The sequence below is a fragment of the Thioalkalivibrio sp. ALE20 genome, assembly GCF_000381405.1.
Lineage (GTDB): Bacteria > Pseudomonadota > Gammaproteobacteria > Ectothiorhodospirales > Ectothiorhodospiraceae > Thioalkalivibrio.
In genome coordinates this window covers 546,811-566,770 of record NZ_KB906471.1, presented here as the reverse complement: position 1 = coordinate 566,770, position 19,960 = coordinate 546,811, and the positions used below count along the sequence as shown (strand labels likewise).

The following is a 19,960-nucleotide window of genomic DNA, read 5'->3' as shown; positions in this document are numbered from 1 at the left end:
GGAGGGACCCGGCGGCGCGCGTTCAGGCCTGAATCGCGTCTTCGTCGTCCGGCAGCACCGGGACGTCGGTGGGCAGCGTGATGGTGCGGGTCTCGCCTTCCAGCCAGAAGCGCAATTCGGCTTCTTCGTCGTCCGGGGTGGTTCCCACGGCCTCGAGGAAGTCGATCGGGGTTTCCGGGCTGCGTCCGTTGACCTCCAGGATCAGCGCGCCCTGCTCGAGGCCGGCCTCGGCGGCGGCTCCCTCGGCTCGGCTGACGAGGACGCCGGGCTCGTCCGGCAGGCCCAGGGCCTCGCGCAGATCGTCGCGTGCTTCGATTACGGTGATCCCCAGCGCGGTGACGATCCCCTCGTCACCCGGGGCCTGGTAATCGAACGGGACATCCGCCTCGAGGATTTCCGGCGCCACGGCGATGGGCGCGCCGGTGCGAACGGCCAGCGCGAGGGCGTCGCTGGGCCGCGCGTCGATCCGGCGTGGTGCCCCCTCGCCGGGGACACGCAGTTCCAGCATGCCGAGGTAGGTGCCGTCTTCCAGCCCGTCCACGATGACCCGTTCCAGCTCCGCGTCGAGTTCGCGCAGCAGGTCGACCATCAGGTCGTGGGTCATGGGCCGCGGCACGTCGACATCCTGCATGGCCAGGAGGATGGCGCGGGCCTGGTCGGTTCCGATGACGATGGGTACCACCTCCCCGGATTCGGGGTCGCGCAGCAGCGCAATGGGCAGGCCGCTGTGCGAGTCCACCCCCACGGTGGCCAGCTCCACCGGCAGGAGGGTGTCCGGGTCGCTGGCCGGCTCGCGTGCGTCGGCGTGGGAGGTGGTGGCCACGGCGCCGAGGAGCAGCCCCAGGGCGGTGGCCCATGCAGCGATCCGGGAGCGGGCGGGACGATGCGGGTAGCGGGACATGGGGGCTCTCCGTAAAAGGGACCTGAATACGGATCATGGCAGTCCCGCACCCGCGGGGTCCATCGCGGACCTGAGGAACGTGCGGTCTTGCACGTGGGCGCTTCGGGCGTCGTTTATGCTGGGCCGGAACCCGCACACCGCAGACCGGAGAACCCCATGGAAGTGACGCAGCGCCCGTATGCCCCGGCGGCCGAACAGAACCGCGAGCCGATCCTGGGGATCCTGGAACAGTGGTTCATCCGTCCGGGTGCCCTGCTGGAGCTGGGGGCGGGGACCGGCCAGCATGCGGCTTTCATGGCGCCGCGCCTGGGGCATCTGCAGTGGCTGCCCACCGATGTCGCCGAACACCTGCCGGGCATCGAGGCGTGGCGGCGCGAGGCGGCGGCGCCCAACCTGCAGCCGCCGCGCGCGCTGGATGTCGCCGCTGATCCCTGGCCGGACGGTCCGTTTCGTTACGTCTACAGCGCGAACACCGTCCACATCCTGCACTGGTCGGGGGTGGAGGCGCTGTTCGCCGGGGTCGCCGGGGTTCTAGAGCCGGACGGGCTGTTCGCGCTGTACGGGCCGTTCGCGCACGACGGGGAGCACACGGCCGAATCCAACGCGCGCTTCGACCGTTCTTTGCGCCAGCAGGACCCGGGGATGGGGGTGCGCGATCGCGCCGACCTGGACGCGCTGGCGAGCGCCTGCGGCCTGACCCGGGAGGCGGTGGTGGACATGCCGGCGAACAACCAGATCCTGATCTGGCGGCGGGATACGGTCTGAGCCGTACGGTTTGTGGACCGGGTCACTGTCCGGCGGGAACTTCGGGCTAGGTGGCGACACCAATGGTCTACCATGAAGTGGCCATGGAAATGGATCCAGGGCGAATCATAGGATTAGGCGATCGGTGTGATTGATATAATAGAATTCACATCATAAGAATTCGCCGATATAGTGATGCACATGATCGATAACGATCATCTGCCACCAACCGAATGAACGGAAACAAGCAAAGGAGATAGCGATATGACGCTTCGTCTGGGCGATACCGCACCGAACTTCCAGGTCGACACCACCTCCGGCAAGATCGACTTCCACGAGTGGATCGGCGATTCCTGGTGCTTCTTCTTCAGCCACCCGGCCGACTTCACCCCGGTGTGCACCACCGAGATGGGTCGCACCGCGCAGCTTGCGAAGCAGTTCGCGGACCGCAACGTGAAGCCGCTGGGCCTGTCCACCGACACGGTGGAAGAGCACAACAAGTGGATCGAGGACGTGAACGACACGCAGAACACGACCCTCGAATTCCCGATCGTCGCCGACGCCGACAAGAAGATCTCGGAACTCTACGAGATGATCCACCCCGGCGAGAGCGACACCGCGGCGGTGCGTTCGGTCTACATCATTGATCCGAACAAGAAGATCCGTCTGATGATGACCTACCCGATGTCGCTGGGCCGCAACTTCGACGAGATCCTGCGTGCCATCGACGGCCTGCAGACCGCCGACAAGCACGGCATCGCGACGCCGGCCGACTGGACCCCGGGTGACCAGGTGATCATCCCGCCGACGGTCAGCAACGAAGAAGCGCAGAAGAAGTTCCCGCAGGGCTTCGACGAGATCCGCTCGTACCTGCGCTACACCAAGGTCTGAACCTCCGGGTTCCGACCACCGGTCCCGGGGTTCTGCCTCCCCGGGCCGGGTCTCTCCGGGCCCCTCCGGTTCTGCCGGGCGGGGCCTTTTTCGTGTGTGCGGCGCGCGTGTGCTTCAGGGCAGCAGCGGGGCGAAGCCGGCCCGGTAGTCGGGATAGCGGAAGCGGTAGCCGGAGTCCTGCAGGCGCCGGCTGTCGCAGCGCCGGCCGCGGGCCCCGTCGCGCGCATCCACGCGGTGGACCGCCGCGTCTGCCGGCAGGGTGCCCAGGCGCGCGGCGAGCCAGTGCAGCACTTCGCTTTTCAGGGCCGGTTCGGTGTCGACTCCGAGATAGACCGGATCGGGATCGGCCAGCGTGAACAGGTGGTGCAGGATGCCGACCGCATCATCGCGGTGGATGCGGTTGGTCCACGTCGGCGGTTCGTCATCGCCCAGCTGGCCGGCGCGCGCCAGGTCCAGCATGCGTTCGCGGCCCGGTCCGTAGATCCCGCCCAGGCGCAGGCGGATGCCCCGGTACGGCGAGGCCTCCAGCAGGCGTTCGGCCTCCAGCAGGCGGCGGCCGGAGAAGCGTTGTGGCAGGGCGGGGGTGTCCTCGTCGACCCGGCTGCCGTCATCGACGCCGTAGACGCCGGTGGACGACACGAAGATCACGCGTTCCGGCTGCAGGCCCTGGCGTTCCAGGGCGCCCAGCGCATGGTGCAGCGCATCGACATAGGCGCGGCGGTAACCCGTGTCGTCCATCCGGTCGGGGGTGGTGATGAAATACACCGCCCGTGCCGTTCGCGGCAGCTCCGGCAGGCCGTCGGGGTCCGTCAGGTCGCCCTGAAGGGGCCGGATCCATTCGGGCAGGTGTTCGGGATGGCGCCGCAGGCCCCAGACCCGGTGCCCGGCGTCGTGCAGCCGACGGCCCAGCCCGGTGCCCAGGTCTCCGCAGCCGAGGATCAGGATATCGTCCATGCGGTTCACTCCGGTGTGGCTGGGGGTTACGCTACTCCCTGCACTGGCGTGGGGGGATTTCCCGCGTCCCGATCATTTTTTCTCGGGGGGTCGAGATGGGTCGCCGCAAGCCGAAACCGGACAGCGTGAACTGCCCCTGCGGGTCCGGTCACCCGCGGGAACGCTGCTGCGGGCCGCGCATCGACGGCAGCGCCCCGGCGGAGACCGCCGAGGCGCTGATGCGTTCGCGGTACACCGCCTACACCGAGCACAACGAGGCCTACATCCTGGCGACCTGGGATCCGCAGACCCGCCCGGCCTCGCTGGAGCTGGATCCGGACCGGCGCTGGCTGGGCTTGAACGTGCGCGACACCGAGGCCGGCGGCCGCGAGGACACCACCGGGGTGGTCGAATTCGTTGCCCGCGCGCGGCTGCACGGCCAGGGCATGCGGCTGCACGAACGCAGCCGGTTCCGGCGCATCGACGGTCACTGGTACTACATCGACGGCGATACGCCGGACGCCTCGTGAACCCCGTCGTCGATGCCGCCGCGGGTGCGCGTACCGGGGGCGATACCGAAGTCGATCCGGGACTGCTGGCGGCGGTGGAACAGGGCGTGCGCGCGCAGGCCGCGGGGCAGACCGAGCACGCGCTGATCGCCCGCCTGCGTGACGCCGGCGTGGTGCCTTTCGCCGGAGCCGACCTGCGCGAACCGCTGGGGCTGTTCCGTACTCATTTCCTGCTGTTTCACTGCCTCTATCGCCTGCGCGACCGGCTGGCGGCCGAGGGCGAATGGCTGCGCATCCATTGCCTGGATATCGGTATTCAGGCGCGGGCCATGGCTGGCGCGGGGGCTGCGGCAACCGTCGGCACGGTCTCCGCGGCCCTGGTGCGCGAGGACCCTTTGCGGGCCTATTACCTCGACCTGAGCACTCTGGATCACATGGATGCGGCCGCGGTGCAGGCCCTGCTGGATGGCTTCTGGCGGCGGATGGACGGTGGCGACCGCCGGGCAACGGCGCTGGAGGTGCTGGAGCTGGCGGATCCGGTGGAGGACGCGGAGATCCAGTCCCGCTACCGCCGCCTGGCCCAGCGCCACCACCCCGACCGGGGCGGCGACACGGCCACCCTGCAACGCCTCAACGAGGCGCGCTGGATCCTGCTGGGGGGCTGATGCGGGAGCGTCAGTCGTCGGCGTCGTCCATGGTGGTCACGAAGGCCTGCTCCACGGTGTAGGTGCCGGTCCCCTTGTAGCTGGTCTGCACCCAGCCGTGCTCCTCCAGCCACTGGCTCATCTCGCGGTTCATCGCCGGGTTGCCGCACAGCATCACGCGATCCTGTTCCGGGTCCGCCGGCGGCAGATCCAGCGCCCGGAACAGCTCGCCGGAGCGGAACAGTTCGGCGCCGCGCTGGTTGTTGTCGAATGGCTGCTGCGCCACCGGACAGGCGAAGTCGTGATCCTCGCGGGTTACGGTGGGCATGTAACGGAAGCGATCGCTGATCTTTGCTTCCAGTTCCTCGCGATAGGCCAGTTCCTCCACGGTACGCACGCTGTGCACCAGGATGACCCGTTCGAAATGTTCGAACACCTCGTCGCTGCGGACCAGGGAGACGAACGGCGCGATGCCGGTGCCGGTAGCCAGCATGTACAGATGACGCCCGGGCTGCACGTAGTCCACCGTCAGCGAGCCGGTGACCTTGTTGTTGATCCAGATCGAGTCGCCCGGTTCGACATGGGCGAGGCGGCTGGTCAGGTCGCCGTCGGGCACGTGGATGCTGAGGAACTCGAGATCCTCGCTGGACGGGTCCGACACGATCGAATAGGCGCGCGGGATCAGCTTGCCCTCGGGGCGCAGGCCGAGGGTGACGAACTGGCCGTTGCGGAATTCGAAGCCTTCCGGCCGCGTGGTGGTGAAGCTGAAGGTCTTGTCCGACCAGCGATGCAGGGACGTGATCTGCTGTTCCGAATAGGGCATGACGAGCGCTTATCTCCTAGTGTTGTACTCAACAATTTAACAGCCGCGGGGCCGGCCTGCCGAAAGCGCCGGTAAGGGCGGGGGCTTCCCGCGCGCCGCAGGTGGACCCGAGAACGCGCACGGAAACGGGAATTTGTGGCCGCGGACTTGAACCCGGGTATGCGTGGCCCCATGGTTCAGGTCAGTTGCCAATTTCGAAGCGAGGATTAATCCAATGCGAATGGATCGCCTGACGACCAAATTCCAGAGCGCGATCTCCGACGCCCAGTCGCTGGCGGTGGGCCGGGATCATCAGTTCATCGAACCCGCCCACCTGCTGCTGGCCATGCTGGATCAGGAGGGCGGCACCACCCGCCACGTGCTCGACCGTGCCGGGGTCAACGTGCGCCAGCTGCGCTCCGCGCTGGGCGAGGCGCTGGATCGCATGCCGAAGGTAGAGGGTGCCGCCGGCGACGTGCACGTGTCCAGCGACCTGGGGCGCATGCTCAACGTGTGTGACAAGCTGGCCCAGGAGCGTAAGGACCAGTACATCCCCAGCGAGCTGTTTCTCCTCGCCGCCATCGACGAGAAGGCCGGCGTGGGCGAGATGCTGCGCAATGCCGGGGCCAACAAGGATTCCATCGAGGACGCGGTGGACCAGATCCGCGGCGGCGCCCAGGTGGACGACCCCAATGCCGAGGAGAACCGGCAGGCGCTGGAGAAATACACCACCGACCTGACCGAACGTGCGGAGCAGGGCAAGCTGGATCCGGTGATCGGGCGTGACGAGGAGATCCGCCGTTCGGTGCAGGTACTGCAGCGCCGGACCAAGAACAACCCGGTGCTGATCGGCGAGCCGGGGGTCGGCAAGACCGCGATCGTCGAGGGTCTGGCCCAGCGCATCGTCAACGGCGAGGTGCCCGAGGGGCTCAAGGACAAGCGCGTGCTGGCGCTGGACATGGGGTCGCTGCTGGCCGGGGCCAAGTACCGTGGCGATTTCGAGGAACGCCTGAAGTCGGTGCTCAACGAGATCTCGCAGGAAGAGGGTCGCGTGATCCTGTTCATCGACGAGATCCACACCCTGGTGGGCGCCGGCAAGGCCGAGGGCGCGATGGATGCCGGCAACATGCTCAAGCCGGCGCTGGCGCGTGGCGAGCTGCACTGCATCGGTGCGACCACGCTCAACGAATACCGCGAGAACATCGAGAAGGACGCCGCGCTGGAGCGCCGCTTCCAGAAGGTGCTGGTGGACGAGCCGTCGCAGGAGGACACCATCGCCATCCTGCGCGGGCTGAAGGAGCGCTACGAGGTGCACCACGGGATCGAGATCACCGACCCGGCGATCGTTGCCGCGGCGCAGCTGTCGCAGCGCTACATCACCGACCGTCAGTTGCCCGACAAGGCGATCGATCTGATCGACGAGGCCAGTTCGCGCATCCGCATGGAGATCGACTCCAAGCCCGAGTCCATGGACCGGCTGGAGCGGCGCCTGATCCAGCTGAAGATCGAGCGCGAGGCGCTGAACAAGGAATCCGACGAGGCCTCGAAGAAGCGCCTGGGCACGCTGGAGGAGGAGATCGAGCGCCTGGAGCGCGAGTACTCCGACCTGGAAGAGGTGTGGAAGTCCGAGAAGGCCTCGGTCTCCGGCGCCGCGCAGCTGAAGGAAGAACTGGAGCGGGCGCGCCAGGAGCTGGAGACCGCGCGCCGTGCCGGTGACCTGTCGCGCATGTCCGAGCTGCAGTACGGGAAGATCCCGGACCTGGAAAAGTCCCTGGCCATGGCCCACGAGATGGAGAGCCAGGAGACCCAGCTGCTGCGCAACAAGGTGACCGACGAGGAGGTCGCCGAGGTCGTCTCGCGCTGGACCGGGATCCCGGTGGCCAAGATGCTGGAGGGCGAGAAGGACAAGCTGCTGCGCATGGAAGAGGCTATCGGCGAGCGCGTGGTCGGCCAGAACGAGGCGGTGACCGCGGTGGCCAACGCCATCCGCCGTTCACGCGCCGGGCTGGCGGATCCCAACCGTCCGAACGGCTCGTTCCTGTTCCTCGGCCCGACCGGCGTCGGCAAGACCGAGCTGACCAAGTCGCTGGCCGGCTTCCTGTTCGACACCGAGGAGGCCATGGTGCGCATCGACATGTCGGAGTTCATGGAGAAGCACTCCGTGGCGCGGCTGATCGGGGCGCCCCCGGGCTATGTCGGCTACGAGGAGGGCGGCTATCTGACCGAGGCCGTGCGCCGCAAGCCGTACTCCGTGATCCTGCTGGACGAGGTCGAGAAGGCGCATCCGGACGTGTTCAACGTGCTGCTGCAGGTGCTGGATGACGGCCGCCTGACCGACGGTCACGGGCGTACCGTGGACTTCCGCAACACGGTGATCGTGATGACCTCCAACCTGGGCTCGCAGCAGATCCAGGAGATGGCCGGCGAGGACAACTACGATCGCATGAAGGGCGCGGTGATGGAGATCGTCGGGCAGCACTTCCGGCCCGAGTTCATCAACCGCGTGGACGACGTGGTGGTCTTCCACCCGCTGGAGCGCGAGCAGATCCGTGCGATCACCGAGATCCAGCTGCGCTATCTGCGCGAACGCCTGGAGGAGCGCGAACTGGGGCTGGAGGTCTCGGACGCGGCACTGGATCACCTCGGCGAGGCGGGCTTCGACCCGGTATACGGGGCGCGGCCGCTGAAGCGGGCGATCCAGACCCAGCTGGAGAACCCGCTGGCGCAGCAGCTGCTGTCCGGCGAGTTCGTCTCCGGCGACACCATCCGCGTGGACATGGAGGGCAACCAGCTCCGCTTCACCAGGGACGCAGCCGTCGCCTGATCCGTCCGATGCATTTCCCCACCTCCAGGGCCCGCCCTGCGCGGGCTTTTTCTGGGAGGGGGCGGGGAAACGATAATTATTGTTTGCTGACCGGGGGCTGCTGCGTCCGCAACGGGTTGCACGTTCAGCAGTGGTGCCGAGTCAGGTATAAGGCGTGCTGGAGTGCCCTACCCCATGATGCAGTAATCCTCTTGCCTCGGAATTGCATCACTCTGCCAGCCCGGTCAGGGCGTGTCGCAGTTCCTGTTCTTCCATGAAATCGGTGTCGATCACGATGATGGCATGGTCGTCGATCACCGAGAAAACGAAGGTGCCATGATCGGCCGTGCGGAAGTAGTAGTGGAGATGGCCCGAGACCTCCCAAACGTCCGTTTCCGCGTCGGCGACGAATATCCGCCGGAAGGCGTCGATGGCCGAGTTTGCACAGCTATCTTCGGCCTGTGAATCCAGGGTCGACCGGAAGAAATCGGGATAACTACATGCCCCGGTTTCCAGGTTGCCCCCCCGGGAGAGGCTGATATAGTCCTTTCCGGACTTTTCGCTGTACTTGATGATCAGAACATTGTCCTTGCCCCCCGCTGACCCTATGGCAACAGGGTTCGGAGGAAGCAGGTATTGCTGTCCGGAGTATGACAGTGTCAGCTGGTCACCTGATGTCGCATTGGGGCTGGCCAGCATGAGGGTGAACGAAAGCGCAAGTGCGACCGAAGCAAGTCGTTTGCTCATGATCACAACCCCATCAGCGCCATATTGATTCTCGACTTGTACGCAACGGCGACCTGACTGCGGCAGGTCTCGTACTGGGACGTATCGCCAGAGGCAATGCGCTTGCCAATCTTCGCCAGCTGCTTGGCCGCATAACGGGGCCCCGCCTTGGTAGCGCCAGGGCGCGGAACCATGTCCATTGCCGCTGTGCAGGACTGAGCTTCCTGAAGCGCTTCCAAGGCAACCTTCGCGACATTCCGGGTTACAGCATGGGGCGCTGCGGTGTCTTCACCCCAGAAATAGTTGATCACCGTGGAGATCCGTTCCCGGTCGTCGTGGTTCATCGCCAATCTCCTTTTGGCTGTTGCTATGTTGTCAACCCTACGTTCGGTCCGAATCGGTTTCAAGCTTGCCTCACTCGCCCTGCAGGCCACCCTTTCCGTCAGAAGTGGTCACCGCAGGTCGCGGGCTTTCTGGTGAGCTGTGCCTCCCCCATGGAAGCGCTGAACCAGGCCGCCCCCGGGGGGTGCTCCTCCGGGACGCTTTGGCGTACCCCCGCTGCGCCTGCACAACGGCCGATGCCCGAGCAGAGGCAATCGGGCCCGGGCATCGGCTCGTTTGTGGTCAGTGCCACCTGCGCGGTGCTGATGTTCCTGCTGCTGGTCGTGGCCGGCATGCTGGAACTGTCGACCCCGGGACCTCAGATGTGGCCCATGGCCTCCATGGCGCGGGCGACCTTGACGAAGCCGGCGATGTTGGCGCCGACCGAGTAATTGCCCGGTGAGCCGTATTCTTCGGCCGTCTCGAAGCAGGTCTGGTGGATGTTCGCCATGATCTCCTGCAGGCGTGCTTCGGTGTGTTCGAAGGTCCAGGAGTCGCGGCTGGCGTTCTGCTGCATTTCCAGCGCGCTGGTGGCCACGCCGCCGGCGTTGGCGGCCTTGCCCGGACCGAACGCGATGCCCGCCTCGCGGAAGGTCTGAATGCCCTCCGGGGTCACCGGCATGTTGGCGCCTTCGGCGACCGCGATGCAGCCGTTTTCGACCAGCGCCTTCGCGTCCTTGCCGGTCAGTTCGTTCTGCGTGGCGCAGGGCAGGGCGACCTCGCAGGGGATCTCCCAGATGCAGCCGTTTTCGCGGTATTTCGCGCTCGGCTTGCGTTCGGCGTAGTCCGAGACCGGCCCGCGTTCACGCTCCTTGATCTGGCGCAGCAGGTCCAGATCCAGGCCGTCCTCGTCGAGGATCACGCCACGCGAGTCCGAGCAGGCGATGACCTTCGCACCCAGCTGCTGTGCCTTCTGCGTGGCGAAGATCGCCACGTTGCCGGCGCCGGAGATCACCACCCGCTTGCCTTCGAGGGAATCGTTGCGGGCCTTCAGCATCTCCTGGGTGAAGAACACCGCACCGTAGCCGGTGGCCTCGGTGCGCGCGCGGCTGCCACCCCAGTCCAGACCCTTGCCGGTGAACACACCCGACTCGAAGCGATTGGTCAGGCGCTTGTACTGCCCGAACATGTAGCCGACCTCGCGCTGGCTGACACCGATGTCGCCGGCGGGGACGTCGGTGTATTCGCCGAGGTAGCGATACATCTCGGTGATCAGGCTCTGGCAGAAGCGCATGATCTCGCCGTCGGAGCGGCCCTTCGGATCGAAGTCGCTGCCGCCCTTGCCGCCGCCGATCGGCAGCCCGGTAAGCGCATTCTTGAAGACCTGGGAGAAGCCGAGAAACTTGACGATCCCCAGATACACCGACGGATGGAAGCGGATGCCGCCCTTGTACGGCCCCAGCGCGCTGTTGAACTGCACGCGGAAGGCACGGTTGATCTGGAGTTCGCCGCGATCGTCCTGCCAGGGCACGCGAAAGATGATCTGGCGTTCCGGTTCGCAGATGCGCTGGATGATCTTCAGGTCGGCGAATTCCGGGTACTTGACCAGAACCGGGCCCAGGGTCTGCAGCACCCCGTGCACGGACTGGTGAAACTCCGTCTCGCCCGGGTTGCGGTGCAGGACTTCCTGATAGATCGGCTCGAGTTTCTCGTCGAGACTTCCGTTCATGCGTGTCTTCCTGTGTGAATCATGGGCGCGCATTAAGGCATAACCCGGTATCCGGGACAATCCTGTCTGCTCTTTTGTGGTGCAAAATGCACATGGATGGTGCGGGCTGGACGGCCGGCGCGTGGCGCGGGAACATGCCCGGAATGGAAGCGTCGGGGACCCGCCGTAGGCCGGGCCGGAGGATGAAACCATGGATGAGCGGGCAGGGGGGGTGACGTGTTCCGCCGGGTGATGTGGCGGCTTGCGTGGATGCCGGTGCTGCTGGCCGTGGCGGTGGCCGGGACCGGCTGCACCCTGCTGGAGGCGCGCGGCCAGTTTGCCGCGATGCAGGGCGCCTGCGTACTGGAGGGCCGCATCGCCGGGGCCGGAGAGCTTGGCAAGGATTCGGACGACGGGGCCTACGTGGTGCTGGCGGTGCGCGAGCGCGGTGAGGGGTTGCCGCCGGAGGTGGTGGATCACGTGCTCACCGGGTCCGGCGGGCAGTGGTTCTTTGCCCTCGAACCGGGCGTGTGGTCGGTGCTGGGCTACTGGCAGGATGGCCGCGATGCGGATGCCGTGCCGGGGGCCGCTCATGCCTGGGAACGCGGTGCAACGCTCGATTGCGGCGCGGGCGAGCGCTACCTGGACCAGCGCATTCGGGTCGACGATCCCGCGAGGCGAATCGACGGGGCGTTCGACGAGGGCGGCCTGACGTTCCCGGGCGCGGCGGCGGAACGGGCGGCACACGAGGATGATTCGCTGCCCAGCCTCGGGCGGGTTACGGCCTTCGGTCTTGTCACCACGCTGGCGGACCCGCGATTCGATCCGGCGACTGCCGCCGCCAGTCAGTGGCGGCCGCTGGATTTCGTCCGCGATGGCTACGCCGGGGTGTATTTCCTCGATGGTCCCTACGACCCCGCGCGCGAGCCGGTGCTGTTCATCCACGGCATGAACGGTTCGCCCGTCTCCTTCGAGGCGCTGGTGGAGGATCTGGATACCCGCCATTTCCAGCCCTGGGCATATTACTACCCGTCGGGTGTCCCGCTGGAAGCGGCCGCGGTGCACCTGGCCCAGGTGATGGAAGAGCTGGAGCTGCGCCACGACCTGGAGCGGTATCAGGTGGTGGCGCACAGCATGGGCGGCCTGGTGGCGCGCGGTTTCCTGCTGGAGCGCGAGCGCCGTGGCGCGCCTGCCCGGGTGCCGCGCCTGGTGACCCTGGCCACGCCCTGGGGTGGCCACCGGATGGCCGCGACCGGGGTCGCGCATGCGCCGGTCGTGGTGCCGGTCTGGCGTGACATGGCGCCGGGCAGCGAATTTCTGGAAGGTCTGTTCGCCGGCTCGGCCGGGATTCCGGCCGAGACCCATCTGCTGTTTGCGCATCGCCGGGACAGCGGGCGCAGCCGCGAGCTCACCGACGGTGTGGTGAGCCTCGAGAGCATGTTGCGGCCGGAGGCCCAGGCGGCGGCCGCGAGTCTCTACGGGGTGGATGCCACGCATGCGGGCATCCTCGAGCATCCACGAACCCTTGAGCGGGTGCGGACACTGCTCGAGGGGCCCTGACGCGGGGCGCCGGAGGGCGTACTCTGGAGCGGTACCGGCAGACCGGGAACGGCGGGGAAGATCCATGCAGTTGTTCGAGTGCGAGGCCTGTGGCCTTGCGGTTCATTTCGACAATACCCGCTGCACCCGCTGCGGCCACCGCCTGGGTTTTCTGCCCGACCGCATGCGGGTGGCGGCCCTGGCCCCGGTCGGGACGGGCACCGACCGGCAGGGCCGCGAGGTCGCGGGGGGATGGTGGCAGGTGGCCGGGGATCCGGACGGCCCGCGCTATCGGCAGTGCCGGCATTATGCGGTGGACGGCATCTGTAACTGGATGGTGCCGGAGTCGGATCCGGATCCGTTCTGCCGCGCGTGCCGTCTCAACCGGACCATCCCCGATCTGAGTGTTCCCGGGAACCGGACGCTGTGGGCGCGTCTGGAGGCGGAGAAGCGGCGTCTGGTCTATGGCCTGCTGCGGCTCGGCCTGCCGGTGACGCCCAGGCGCGATGACCCCGCGGGCCTGGCATTCGATTTCCTGGCGTCCACCGCGCCGGCGTTTCAGGAGGGGGGTGGCGTGGTGACCGGGCATGCCGCCGGTCTCATCACCCTGGATATTGCCGAGGCCGATCCGGCGGTGCGCGAGCGCATGCGCGAGGCGATGGCCGAGCCCTATCGCACCATCCTCGGACATTTCCGCCACGAGAGCGGTCACCATTACTGGGAGCGCCTGGTGCGCGGTGGCCCGGCGCACGAGGATTTCCGCCGGGTGTTCGGCGACGAGCGCGCCGATTATGATGCCGCGCTGCGCCGGCATTATCGCGAGGGGCCGCCGGCCGACTGGCAGGAGCGCTTCGTCAGTGCCTATGCCAGTGCCCATCCGTGGGAGGACTGGGCGGAGACCTGGGCGCACTATCTGCACATTGTGGACACCCTGGACACCGCGCGGGCCTATGGCCTCGAGGTTGGCGCCGAGGGGCTGGCCGGCTCGGCGATGAGCCACGCGCCGGATTACGATCCCTATCATGCCCCGGACATCGATACCCTGATGGATCACTGGCTGCCGCTGACCAATGCCCTCAACAGCCTCAACCGCAGCATGGGGCATGGCCACATCTACCCGTTCACGCTGACCCCGGCCGCGATTGCGAAGCTGCGGTGGGTCCATGCGATCATTCGGGCCGCGCGCGACCGTGCGGGGCCGGGATGCGCGACCAGCCCGGCCGGCGAGTCGTTCACGCCCCGGCGGTCGTCCGCCTGACCCGCCCGCATCGGATCCGGAAACCAGGGGAACCATGTACAACGTTGCCACCCGCGGTCCGTTCAAGGGCCTGAACCCCCGTGTCGCCTTCGTCTCCATCGTTGCCGTGCTGATCATCGTGGCGCTGGCGATCTACCGCACCGATCAGGTGGATGCCGCGGTCAGCGGCGCGCGCGATTTCCTCAGCCCCCTGCTGGAGTGGTATTACGTCGCCGCCATGGCCTTCTTCCTGGTCCTGGTGATCTGGCTGGGCATCGGCCGTTACAAGGACGTGCGCCTGGGACGGGACGACGAGGTCCCCGAGTTCACCACCCTGTCCTGGCTGGCAATGCTGTTCGCCGCGGGCATGGGGGTGGGCCTGCTGTTCTGGGCGGTGGCCGAGCCGCTGAGTCACTACGGCGGCAATCCGTTCGTGGCCGGCGACGGCGACCCGGCGACGGCGGACATGTCCATGGTGCTGACTTATTTCCACTGGGGGCTGAACGCCTGGGCGGTGTTCGCGCTTCTGGCGCTGATGCTGGCGTATTTCGGTTTTCGCCGGGGCCAGCCGCTGGCCCTGCGTTCGGCCCTGCATCCGATGCTGGGCAAGTACGTGCACGGCTGGCCGGGCGACATCGTCGACCTGCTGGCGATCCTCGCGACGGTGTTCGGCATCGCCACTACCCTGGGCCTGGGCATCCAGCAGCTGGGGTCGGGGCTGGATCACCTGACGGGCATGGGTACCTCGGCGACCACCGAGGTGGTGATTACCGCGGTGCTCACCGCGATCGCGGTGCTGTCGGTGGTGACCGGGCTGCAGTCCGGCGTGCAGCGGATCTCGCAGGCCAACATGTGGCTCAGCGCAGGGCTGCTCGCGCTGCTGCTGATCTGGGGGCCGACCCAGTACCTGCTGGCGCTGGTGGTGCAGTCCACCGGCTCCTATCTGCAGAACCTGATGGGGCTGTCGCTGTACACCCATGCCCACCATACCGACGGCTGGCATGCGGACTGGACGGTCTTCTACTGGGGCTGGTGGCTGGCCTGGGCGCCGTTCGTCGGGCTGTTCATCGCGCGTATCTCGCGCGGGCGCACCCTGCGCGAGTTCGTAATGGGCGTGCTGCTGGTGCCCACCCTGATCACCTTCGTGTGGCTGGGCCTGCTGGGCGGGACCGCACTGTACGCCGAGTCCGAGGGGATGGCCGGCATCGCCGCCGCGGTCAGCGAGGACATGACCCGCGCGACCTTCCTGACCATGGAGACCCTGGAGCCGGGGATGATCGCGATCGGCGGCAGCCTGCTGGTCACGGTGCTGATCGCGACCTACCTGCTGACCTCCGCGAACGCCGGCATCGTGGTGATCAACACCCTGCTGGCGCACGGCTCCACCGAACATCGCACGGTGCACCTGGCGACCTGGGGTGGCGCCATGGGCCTGCTGACCGCGGTGCTGCTGCTGGCCGGCGGACTGGAGGTGCTGCAGAGCGCGGTCATCCTCGCGGCCCTGCCGTTCTCGCTGGTGATGCTGGTTATGATCGTCGGCCTGATCCGCGGGCTGGAGGAGGAGCGCTGGGCGCCGCGGCCGGGCGAGCACAACATCGTGCCCTCCGAGCCGTGGCAGGTGCCGCCCGACCGGGCCTACGAGGATTTCGACGTGGAGGACGACGCCCCGCTGGCGGAGGACTCGCCCGAACGCGATGACGAGGGCTGGCGGTCGCGCCAGGGCTGACCAAAGGCCCGCCGCTGCAAGGGCGGACTTTCCGTGCGCCCGGGCATGGCTTAGGGTGCCCGTCGCGAATCCCACGAAAACTTCAGAGCGCGAACGGAGACCGCTACATGAGCGACGAAACCCTGCAGCTGTCCGGTGAACTGATCCAGAAAGTCCAGGGCGTGCTGGCCGAGGCCGACCCGCGTGCCCAGCAGCCGCTGGTGGCCGTGCAGTATCTGAGTGCGATCACCGGCTTTCTGCTGGCGCAGATGCCCGAGTCGGTGGATGAACGCAAGGATTACCTCAAGCAGCTCGCCGCCTTCACCGAATCGGTGTTCGACGACGTGGAAGGCCAGAAGCAGCAGCAGCCCGCTGCGCCGCAGGAAGCCAGCGGCGTGTGGCGCCCCGGCGACGACTGAGCCGGGCGCTTGCGACGGGGACGCCGGGGCGGCCGGTCAGTCCTCGTCGTCCTGACGGCGCTGCCGCATCTGCCGCAGCATCGCCTCCTGTTCGTTGAAGCTGGGCATGCGGCGTTTCCCCCCGGCATCGCGATCGCGGTCGTTGGCACCGGCGGGGCCCGGCTGGCCCGGGCGTTCGCCTTCCTTGACCTCCTGGTATTCCTGCAGCTCGCGCCGGGCGTCCTCGTCGGAGGTGTAGCGCCCGCGATAGTCCTGCGGCGGGCGGTTGCCCTTGCGCAGGAAGGCCCGCATCCGCAGTTCCTTGTTGTAGCGCGTCACGCGGCGGTCGATCCATATCAGATCGAAGGCCGCCAGCGCGGCGACCGGGGCCGCCGAGAGCAGCCACCAGAGTCCGGGTGCGAATACGGCGAGGGCGGCGGTGGCCGCGCTGCCGGCGATGAACGCCACCGCACCGACGGGTTCGTGGAGATAGAAACGGTGCCCGCCGACGGGGAACAGCAGCCACGCGCCATAGGCCGCCGGCCGCGAGCGCATGGTACTGGCCAGCCGGGCGTTGACCGCCTGCAGCCCGCCACCTTCCAGATCGAGTTTCTTCCAGGCCTTGCTCATGGGGCGGAGTCTAGCCACCCGAGACGGCGGTGGCGATTGCGTGGGTCCGGCGCGGGGCCTTTGCGGGCCGCCCCGTCCGCATCTGCCGTGCCGGACAGGTGCTGGTAGCATGGCGTTTTTGCGCGCGAAGGGGTGAACGGGGCCGATGGCCGATCGACGCTTGCAGGTGTTTCTGACGGTGGCGCGGCAGCTGTCCTTTACCCGGGCGGCGGAGAGCCTGCACATGACCCAGCCGGCGGTGACCTTTCAGGTCCGCCAGCTGGAGGAGCAGCTGGACGCGCGGCTGTTCGATCGCAACCACAACCGGGTGGCCCTGACCGAAGCCGGGGAACTGGTGCGGCGTTACGCCGAGCGGATCTTCGATACCTACGGCGAGATGGAAGCCGCCCTGCGCGAGCTGAAGGGGGCCGCCGGGGCGCTGGTGATCGGCGCCAGCACCACGGTGGCCGAATACATGCTGCCGTCGCTGCTGGGGGCGTTCCGCCGTGCGCATCCGGAGATCGGCATCCGCCTGCGGGTGGGCAACACCGGCATGGTGGTGGGCATGGTCGAGGAAGGCAGCGTGGACCTGGGTATCGTCGAGGCGCCGGTGACCCATCGCAGTCTGGAGGTGCAGGCCTGTTTCAGTGACCGTCTGCAGCTGGTGGTACCGCCCGACCATCCGCTCGCCGGACGCGACAGTGTCGGGGTGGAGGCCTTCGTCGACGCCCCATTCATATGCCGTGAGGAGGGTTCCGGGACCCGCGAGGTCATCATGGAGTACCTTGGGCAGTCCGGGTACGACCGCAACGCCCTGCGCGGCTGCATGGAACTGGGCAGCCCCGAGGCCATCAAGGGGGCCGTTGCCGCCGGTATGGGGGTCTCGGTGCTGTCCGAGGCCGTGGTGGCCAAGGAACTGGCCCTGGGCGAACTGGCGGCGATCCCGCTCGATCCCGCGCTGGAACGGCCCATCTCGCTGGTCCATGCGCGACAGAAATTCCGGGTGCCGACGCTGGAGGTGCTCAAGCAGTTCCTGCAGGACTACTGCCGGCCCGGCCCCGACATGCCCAAATAAGGACAAAGTGCGATGAAGAACTACTGCGTAGTACAGCACACCTATTCCGAGTTCCTGGCCCTGATCGAGGCTCAGCTCGAAAAGCGCGACATCGGATTCTCCTACTACCGCCCCTTCGTCGGGCAGGACCTGCCCGGGTCGGCGGCCCAGTTCGACGGCCTGTGGCTGCTGGGCGGGGCCTGGCCCACGGCGGACCGCGAGAACAACCCGCAGGTCGCGGACGAACTGTCCCTGATCGACATCTTCCGCCGCTCGCAGCGCCCGGTGGTCGGTCTTGGCATGGGCGGACTGCTGGTGGCCGAGCAGGCCGGAGGTACGGCCAGCGAGGAGCCGCCCTACGTGGCGCGCTTCACCACCGCCCACAAGACCGCGGCCGGCGAGGGTGACCCGGTGGCCGAGGCGGTGGACGGCCACCGGGTGCTGCAGCTGCACCACGGCTCGGTGGAGCTGCCCGAAGGGCTGGAACCGATCATGGTGGATGACGATGGCCAGTGGCTGATGGTGCGGCCCGACGAGCTGACCTATGGCATGCTGTTCCGTCCGGAGGCCAAACCCGGGATGCTCGAGGATATCCTGATGGAGGGCGACCACAATCCGCCGCCGAACATGGGCGAACTGCTCGGCGAGGCGCGCATGGAATGGAACCAGATGCAGCAGGTCACCGACGAACTGCTCGTTGCTCTGGTCAAGCAGCTGTCGCTGATGCAGGAGCGGCGCAAGATGCCCGTGTTCAGTCTGCAGATCGAGGGTGATGGATGATCCCGCCGAAGGGCTCGACGGGCGCCGGCCTGCCCGGGGACCTCGGGCAGGTCCTGGCCGGAGGCCAGGGCGGGCGGCGGCGTGACGCGACCACCGAGGCAATCGCCGAGGTGGCCGCGCGCCTGTCCGAGGCGGATCGGGCGAGCCTGCTGAAGTTCGCGCGTTTTCTCGAGGCCCAGGGTGACGGTGCCGGTGATGGTGCCGGGGCGGGCGAGGAGGGCGTTGACCCTGCCGCTGCCTCCGAACCCGCCGGCGTGCCGGAACCCGAGCCCATCCCGCGGCCGGAGGGCGAGTCGGTGATCAAGGCGATGCGCCGGCTGACCGCCACCTACTACATGCTGGATCGCGGCAAGCTGCTCAACGAGGCCTCGTCCCTGATGGCCCAGCACGTGATGCAGGGCCGCGAGGCCGAAGAGGTCATCGACGAACTGGAAACGGTATTCTGGTCGCACTATCAGGCCAGGGTGCAGGCCGAGGACCCGCATCGCGGCGGCAACGACAAGGACAGCCCGACGTCATGATCGACATGCTCCGCCAGTGGTACCGGCGGCACTTCACGGATCCGCAGGTGGTGATCCTGGCCATGCTGTTGCTGGCCGGGTTCCTGGTGATCGTGTTCGCCGGGCGCATCCTTGCGCCGCTGCTGGCGAGCGTGATCATCGCCTATCTCCTGGAAGGGGCAGTGGCCAAGCTGCAGCGCCTGCGGGTGCCGCGCATCCTCGCGGTGATACTGGTGCTGCTGGGAGCACTGCTGGCCACGCTGGCCGCGCTGTTCAGCGTGGTGCCGCTGATGTCGCAGCAGGTGACCCAGCTGGTGCGCGAACTGCCGGGCATGATCTCCGAGGGGCAGAAACTGCTGCTGCAGCTGCCGGAGCGCTATCCCCAGCTGATCACCGACGAACAGGTGTTCGAGCTGATGGGCGCGATCCGCGCCGAGGCCACCCAGCTGGGACAGCAGGTGGTGACGTTCTCGCTGGCCTCCGCACGCCACCTGGTGGATGTGGTGATCTACCTGATCGTGGTCCCGCTGATGGTGTTCTTCATGCTCAAGGACCGTGACCAGATCCTCGGCTGGATCCGGGGGTTCATGCCTCGGGATACCCATCTGGCCAGCGAGGTCTGGGGCGAGGTGAACGTGAAGATCGCCAGCTACGTGCGTGGCAAGTTCATCGAGATCCTGATCGTCTGGGTGGTCAGCTTCACCACGTTCAACTGGTTTCAGCTGGAATACGCGGTGCTGCTGTCGTTCATGGTCGGCATCTCCGTGATCATCCCCTACATCGGTGCCGCGGTCGTGACCATCCCCGTGGCGGCGGTGGCATATTTCCAGTTCGGCCTCAGTTCCGAGTTCGCCTGGGTGCTGGTGGCCTATGGCGTGATCCAGTTCCTCGACGGCAACGTGCTGGTGCCGCTGCTGTTCTCCGAGGTGGTCAACCTGCATCCGGTGGCGATCATCGCCTCGGTGTTCATCTTCGGCGGGATCTGGGGCCTGTGGGGCGTGTTCTTCGCCATCCCGCTGGCCACCCTGGTGCATGCGGTGATCAAGTCCTGGCCGCGGTCCCTGCCACCCGGATCCCCGCCGGGCGATCCGCCGCCGTCCGACGGGGACGCGGATCCTGCCGCAGCGACCCCCGCGCGCGACTCCGCCTGAGGCGG

The 19,960-nt window shown here is 67.4% G+C and carries 20 protein-coding genes; 13 read left to right on the top strand and 7 right to left on the bottom strand.

Translation table 11 applies throughout. The annotated features are described in order from the left end of the window. Window positions 1-22: 22 nt before the first annotated feature. Window positions 23-901 carry a bifunctional nuclease family protein gene (locus F790_RS0102710; RefSeq protein ID WP_019590775.1) on the bottom strand — a complete coding sequence of 293 codons (879 nt, stop codon included), beginning with the start codon at window positions 899-901 and terminating at the stop codon, window positions 23-25. A 156-nt stretch (window positions 902-1,057) separates the two neighbouring features. Here F790_RS0102710 and F790_RS0102705 point away from each other — a divergent pair, with 156 nt between their 5' ends. Beyond that, a complete protein-coding gene (locus F790_RS0102705; RefSeq protein ID WP_019590774.1) occupies window positions 1,058-1,666 on the top strand; it encodes a DUF938 domain-containing protein in 609 nt (202 codons plus the stop codon). A 243-nt stretch (window positions 1,667-1,909) separates the two neighbouring features. Continuing rightward, window positions 1,910-2,536: a peroxiredoxin gene (locus F790_RS0102700; protein ID WP_018871143.1), complete on the top strand. Its 627-nt coding sequence runs from the start codon at window positions 1,910-1,912 to the stop codon at window positions 2,534-2,536. A gap of 114 nt (window positions 2,537-2,650) precedes the next feature. Here the strand turns inward: F790_RS0102700 and F790_RS0102695 are convergent, their stop codons facing one another. Then, complete coding sequence (locus F790_RS0102695; RefSeq protein ID WP_018871142.1) at window positions 2,651-3,490, bottom strand: SDR family oxidoreductase; 840 nt, start codon at window positions 3,488-3,490, stop codon at window positions 2,651-2,653. 95 nt (window positions 3,491-3,585) lie between these two features. Here F790_RS0102695 and F790_RS0102690 point away from each other — a divergent pair, with 95 nt between their 5' ends. Together F790_RS0102690 and F790_RS0102685 are read left to right on the top strand one after the other, a co-directional pair. Next, window positions 3,586-3,999, top strand: coding sequence for a YchJ family protein (locus tag F790_RS0102690; RefSeq protein WP_019590773.1), 414 nt, complete (start codon window positions 3,586-3,588; stop codon window positions 3,997-3,999). After that, window positions 3,996-4,643, top strand: a complete 648-nt coding sequence (locus F790_RS0102685) for a DNA-J related domain-containing protein (RefSeq protein WP_019590772.1) — start codon at window positions 3,996-3,998, stop codon at window positions 4,641-4,643. Before F790_RS0102690 ends, F790_RS0102685 begins: the two co-directional genes overlap by 4 nt. Window positions 4,644-4,653: 10 nt before the next feature. Here F790_RS0102685 and F790_RS0102680 read toward each other — a convergent pair whose 3' ends face one another. Beyond that, window positions 4,654-5,445 (bottom strand): ferredoxin--NADP reductase, encoded by a 792-nt coding sequence (locus F790_RS0102680; RefSeq protein ID WP_019590771.1) that lies wholly within the window; start codon window positions 5,443-5,445, stop codon window positions 4,654-4,656. Between the two features lie 220 nt (window positions 5,446-5,665). Here F790_RS0102680 and clpB point away from each other — a divergent pair, with 220 nt between their 5' ends. After that, window positions 5,666-8,248, top strand: a complete 2,583-nt coding sequence (gene clpB, locus F790_RS0102675) for an ATP-dependent chaperone ClpB (RefSeq protein WP_019590770.1) — start codon at window positions 5,666-5,668, stop codon at window positions 8,246-8,248. Between the two features lie 207 nt (window positions 8,249-8,455). Here the strand turns inward: clpB and F790_RS0102670 are convergent, their stop codons facing one another. The 3 genes from F790_RS0102670 to gdhA all read right to left on the bottom strand — a co-directional run bounded on the left by F790_RS0102670 (window position 8,456) and on the right by gdhA (window position 11,003). Next, window positions 8,456-8,974, bottom strand: coding sequence for a hypothetical protein (locus F790_RS0102670; protein WP_231372012.1), 519 nt, complete (start codon window positions 8,972-8,974; stop codon window positions 8,456-8,458). Between the two features lie 2 nt (window positions 8,975-8,976). Beyond that, window positions 8,977-9,297 carry a hypothetical protein gene (locus F790_RS0102665; protein WP_019021337.1) on the bottom strand — a complete coding sequence of 107 codons (321 nt, stop codon included), beginning with the start codon at window positions 9,295-9,297 and terminating at the stop codon, window positions 8,977-8,979. A gap of 356 nt (window positions 9,298-9,653) precedes the next feature. Next, window positions 9,654-11,003, bottom strand: coding sequence for an NADP-specific glutamate dehydrogenase (gene gdhA, locus F790_RS0102660; protein WP_019590769.1), 1,350 nt, complete (start codon window positions 11,001-11,003; stop codon window positions 9,654-9,656). Window positions 11,004-11,252: 249 nt separating this feature from the next. Here gdhA and F790_RS0102655 point away from each other — a divergent pair, with 249 nt between their 5' ends. The 4 genes from F790_RS0102655 (at window position 11,253) to F790_RS0102640 (ending at window position 15,882) form a co-directional block, all read left to right on the top strand. Further along, window positions 11,253-12,542, top strand: coding sequence for a lipase family alpha/beta hydrolase (locus tag F790_RS0102655; protein ID WP_369773025.1), 1,290 nt, complete (start codon window positions 11,253-11,255; stop codon window positions 12,540-12,542). A gap of 64 nt (window positions 12,543-12,606) precedes the next feature. Further along, window positions 12,607-13,779: a putative zinc-binding metallopeptidase gene (locus F790_RS0102650; protein WP_019590767.1), complete on the top strand. Its 1,173-nt coding sequence runs from the start codon at window positions 12,607-12,609 to the stop codon at window positions 13,777-13,779. A 34-nt stretch (window positions 13,780-13,813) separates the two neighbouring features. Next, window positions 13,814-15,484 carry a BCCT family transporter gene (locus F790_RS0102645; RefSeq protein WP_019590766.1) on the top strand — a complete coding sequence of 557 codons (1,671 nt, stop codon included), beginning with the start codon at window positions 13,814-13,816 and terminating at the stop codon, window positions 15,482-15,484. Between the two features lie 107 nt (window positions 15,485-15,591). Continuing rightward, window positions 15,592-15,882 carry a hypothetical protein gene (locus F790_RS0102640; RefSeq protein WP_018871131.1) on the top strand — a complete coding sequence of 97 codons (291 nt, stop codon included), beginning with the start codon at window positions 15,592-15,594 and terminating at the stop codon, window positions 15,880-15,882. Between the two features lie 36 nt (window positions 15,883-15,918). Here F790_RS0102640 and F790_RS0102635 read toward each other — a convergent pair whose 3' ends face one another. After that, window positions 15,919-16,491, bottom strand: coding sequence for a hypothetical protein (locus F790_RS0102635; RefSeq protein WP_019590765.1), 573 nt, complete (start codon window positions 16,489-16,491; stop codon window positions 15,919-15,921). A gap of 145 nt (window positions 16,492-16,636) precedes the next feature. Between F790_RS0102635 and F790_RS0102630 the strand changes: the two genes are divergently transcribed. The 4 genes from F790_RS0102630 to F790_RS0102615 are packed head-to-tail and all read left to right on the top strand — an operon-like array spanning window position 16,637 to window position 19,955. Continuing rightward, window positions 16,637-17,545 (top strand): LysR family transcriptional regulator, encoded by a 909-nt coding sequence (locus tag F790_RS0102630; protein WP_019590764.1) that lies wholly within the window; start codon window positions 16,637-16,639, stop codon window positions 17,543-17,545. Between the two features lie 12 nt (window positions 17,546-17,557). After that, the gene (locus tag F790_RS0102625; protein ID WP_019590763.1) at window positions 17,558-18,304 is read left to right on the top strand and encodes a type 1 glutamine amidotransferase; all 747 of its coding nucleotides are present in this window, start codon (window positions 17,558-17,560) and stop codon (window positions 18,302-18,304) included. Then, the gene (locus tag F790_RS0102620) at window positions 18,301-18,825 is read left to right on the top strand and encodes a hypothetical protein (protein WP_019590762.1); all 525 of its coding nucleotides are present in this window, start codon (window positions 18,301-18,303) and stop codon (window positions 18,823-18,825) included. The genes F790_RS0102625 and F790_RS0102620 overlap by 4 nt, the downstream gene beginning before the upstream one ends. Beyond that, window positions 18,822-19,955, top strand: a complete 1,134-nt coding sequence (locus tag F790_RS0102615) for an AI-2E family transporter (RefSeq protein WP_019590761.1) — start codon at window positions 18,822-18,824, stop codon at window positions 19,953-19,955. Before F790_RS0102620 ends, F790_RS0102615 begins: the two co-directional genes overlap by 4 nt. The last annotated feature ends 5 nt before the right edge of the window (window positions 19,956-19,960 follow it).

Excerpts from the sequence above, each read along its gene's own strand:
- gdhA (WP_019590769.1), bottom strand. The coding sequence starts at position 11,003 with ATGAACGGAAGTCTCGACGAGAAACTCGAGCCGATCTATCAGGAAGTC.
- F790_RS0102690 (WP_019590773.1), top strand. The coding sequence starts at position 3,586 with ATGGGTCGCCGCAAGCCGAAACCGGACAGCGTGAACTGCCCCTGCGGG.
- F790_RS0102710 (WP_019590775.1), bottom strand. The coding sequence starts at position 901 with ATGTCCCGCTACCCGCATCGTCCCGCCCGCTCCCGGATCGCTGCATGG.
- F790_RS0102670 (WP_231372012.1), bottom strand. The coding sequence starts at position 8,974 with ATGAGCAAACGACTTGCTTCGGTCGCACTTGCGCTTTCGTTCACCCTC.
- F790_RS0102655 (WP_369773025.1), top strand. The coding sequence starts at position 11,253 with ATGCCGGTGCTGCTGGCCGTGGCGGTGGCCGGGACCGGCTGCACCCTG.
- F790_RS0102650 (WP_019590767.1), top strand. The coding sequence starts at position 12,607 with ATGCAGTTGTTCGAGTGCGAGGCCTGTGGCCTTGCGGTTCATTTCGAC.
- F790_RS0102645 (WP_019590766.1), top strand. The coding sequence starts at position 13,814 with ATGTACAACGTTGCCACCCGCGGTCCGTTCAAGGGCCTGAACCCCCGT.
- F790_RS0102620 (WP_019590762.1), top strand. The coding sequence starts at position 18,301 with ATGATCCCGCCGAAGGGCTCGACGGGCGCCGGCCTGCCCGGGGACCTC.
- F790_RS0102615 (WP_019590761.1), top strand. The coding sequence starts at position 18,822 with ATGATCGACATGCTCCGCCAGTGGTACCGGCGGCACTTCACGGATCCG.
- clpB (WP_019590770.1), top strand. The coding sequence starts at position 5,666 with ATGGATCGCCTGACGACCAAATTCCAGAGCGCGATCTCCGACGCCCAG.
- F790_RS0102700 (WP_018871143.1), top strand. The coding sequence starts at position 1,910 with ATGACGCTTCGTCTGGGCGATACCGCACCGAACTTCCAGGTCGACACC.
- F790_RS0102635 (WP_019590765.1), bottom strand. The coding sequence starts at position 16,491 with ATGAGCAAGGCCTGGAAGAAACTCGATCTGGAAGGTGGCGGGCTGCAG.
- F790_RS0102705 (WP_019590774.1), top strand. The coding sequence starts at position 1,058 with ATGGAAGTGACGCAGCGCCCGTATGCCCCGGCGGCCGAACAGAACCGC.
- F790_RS0102625 (WP_019590763.1), top strand. The coding sequence starts at position 17,558 with ATGAAGAACTACTGCGTAGTACAGCACACCTATTCCGAGTTCCTGGCC.
- F790_RS0102630 (WP_019590764.1), top strand. The coding sequence starts at position 16,637 with ATGGCCGATCGACGCTTGCAGGTGTTTCTGACGGTGGCGCGGCAGCTG.
- F790_RS0102695 (WP_018871142.1), bottom strand. The coding sequence starts at position 3,490 with ATGGACGATATCCTGATCCTCGGCTGCGGAGACCTGGGCACCGGGCTG.
- F790_RS0102665 (WP_019021337.1), bottom strand. The coding sequence starts at position 9,297 with ATGAACCACGACGACCGGGAACGGATCTCCACGGTGATCAACTATTTC.
- F790_RS0102680 (WP_019590771.1), bottom strand. The coding sequence starts at position 5,445 with ATGCCCTATTCGGAACAGCAGATCACGTCCCTGCATCGCTGGTCGGAC.
- F790_RS0102640 (WP_018871131.1), top strand. The coding sequence starts at position 15,592 with ATGAGCGACGAAACCCTGCAGCTGTCCGGTGAACTGATCCAGAAAGTC.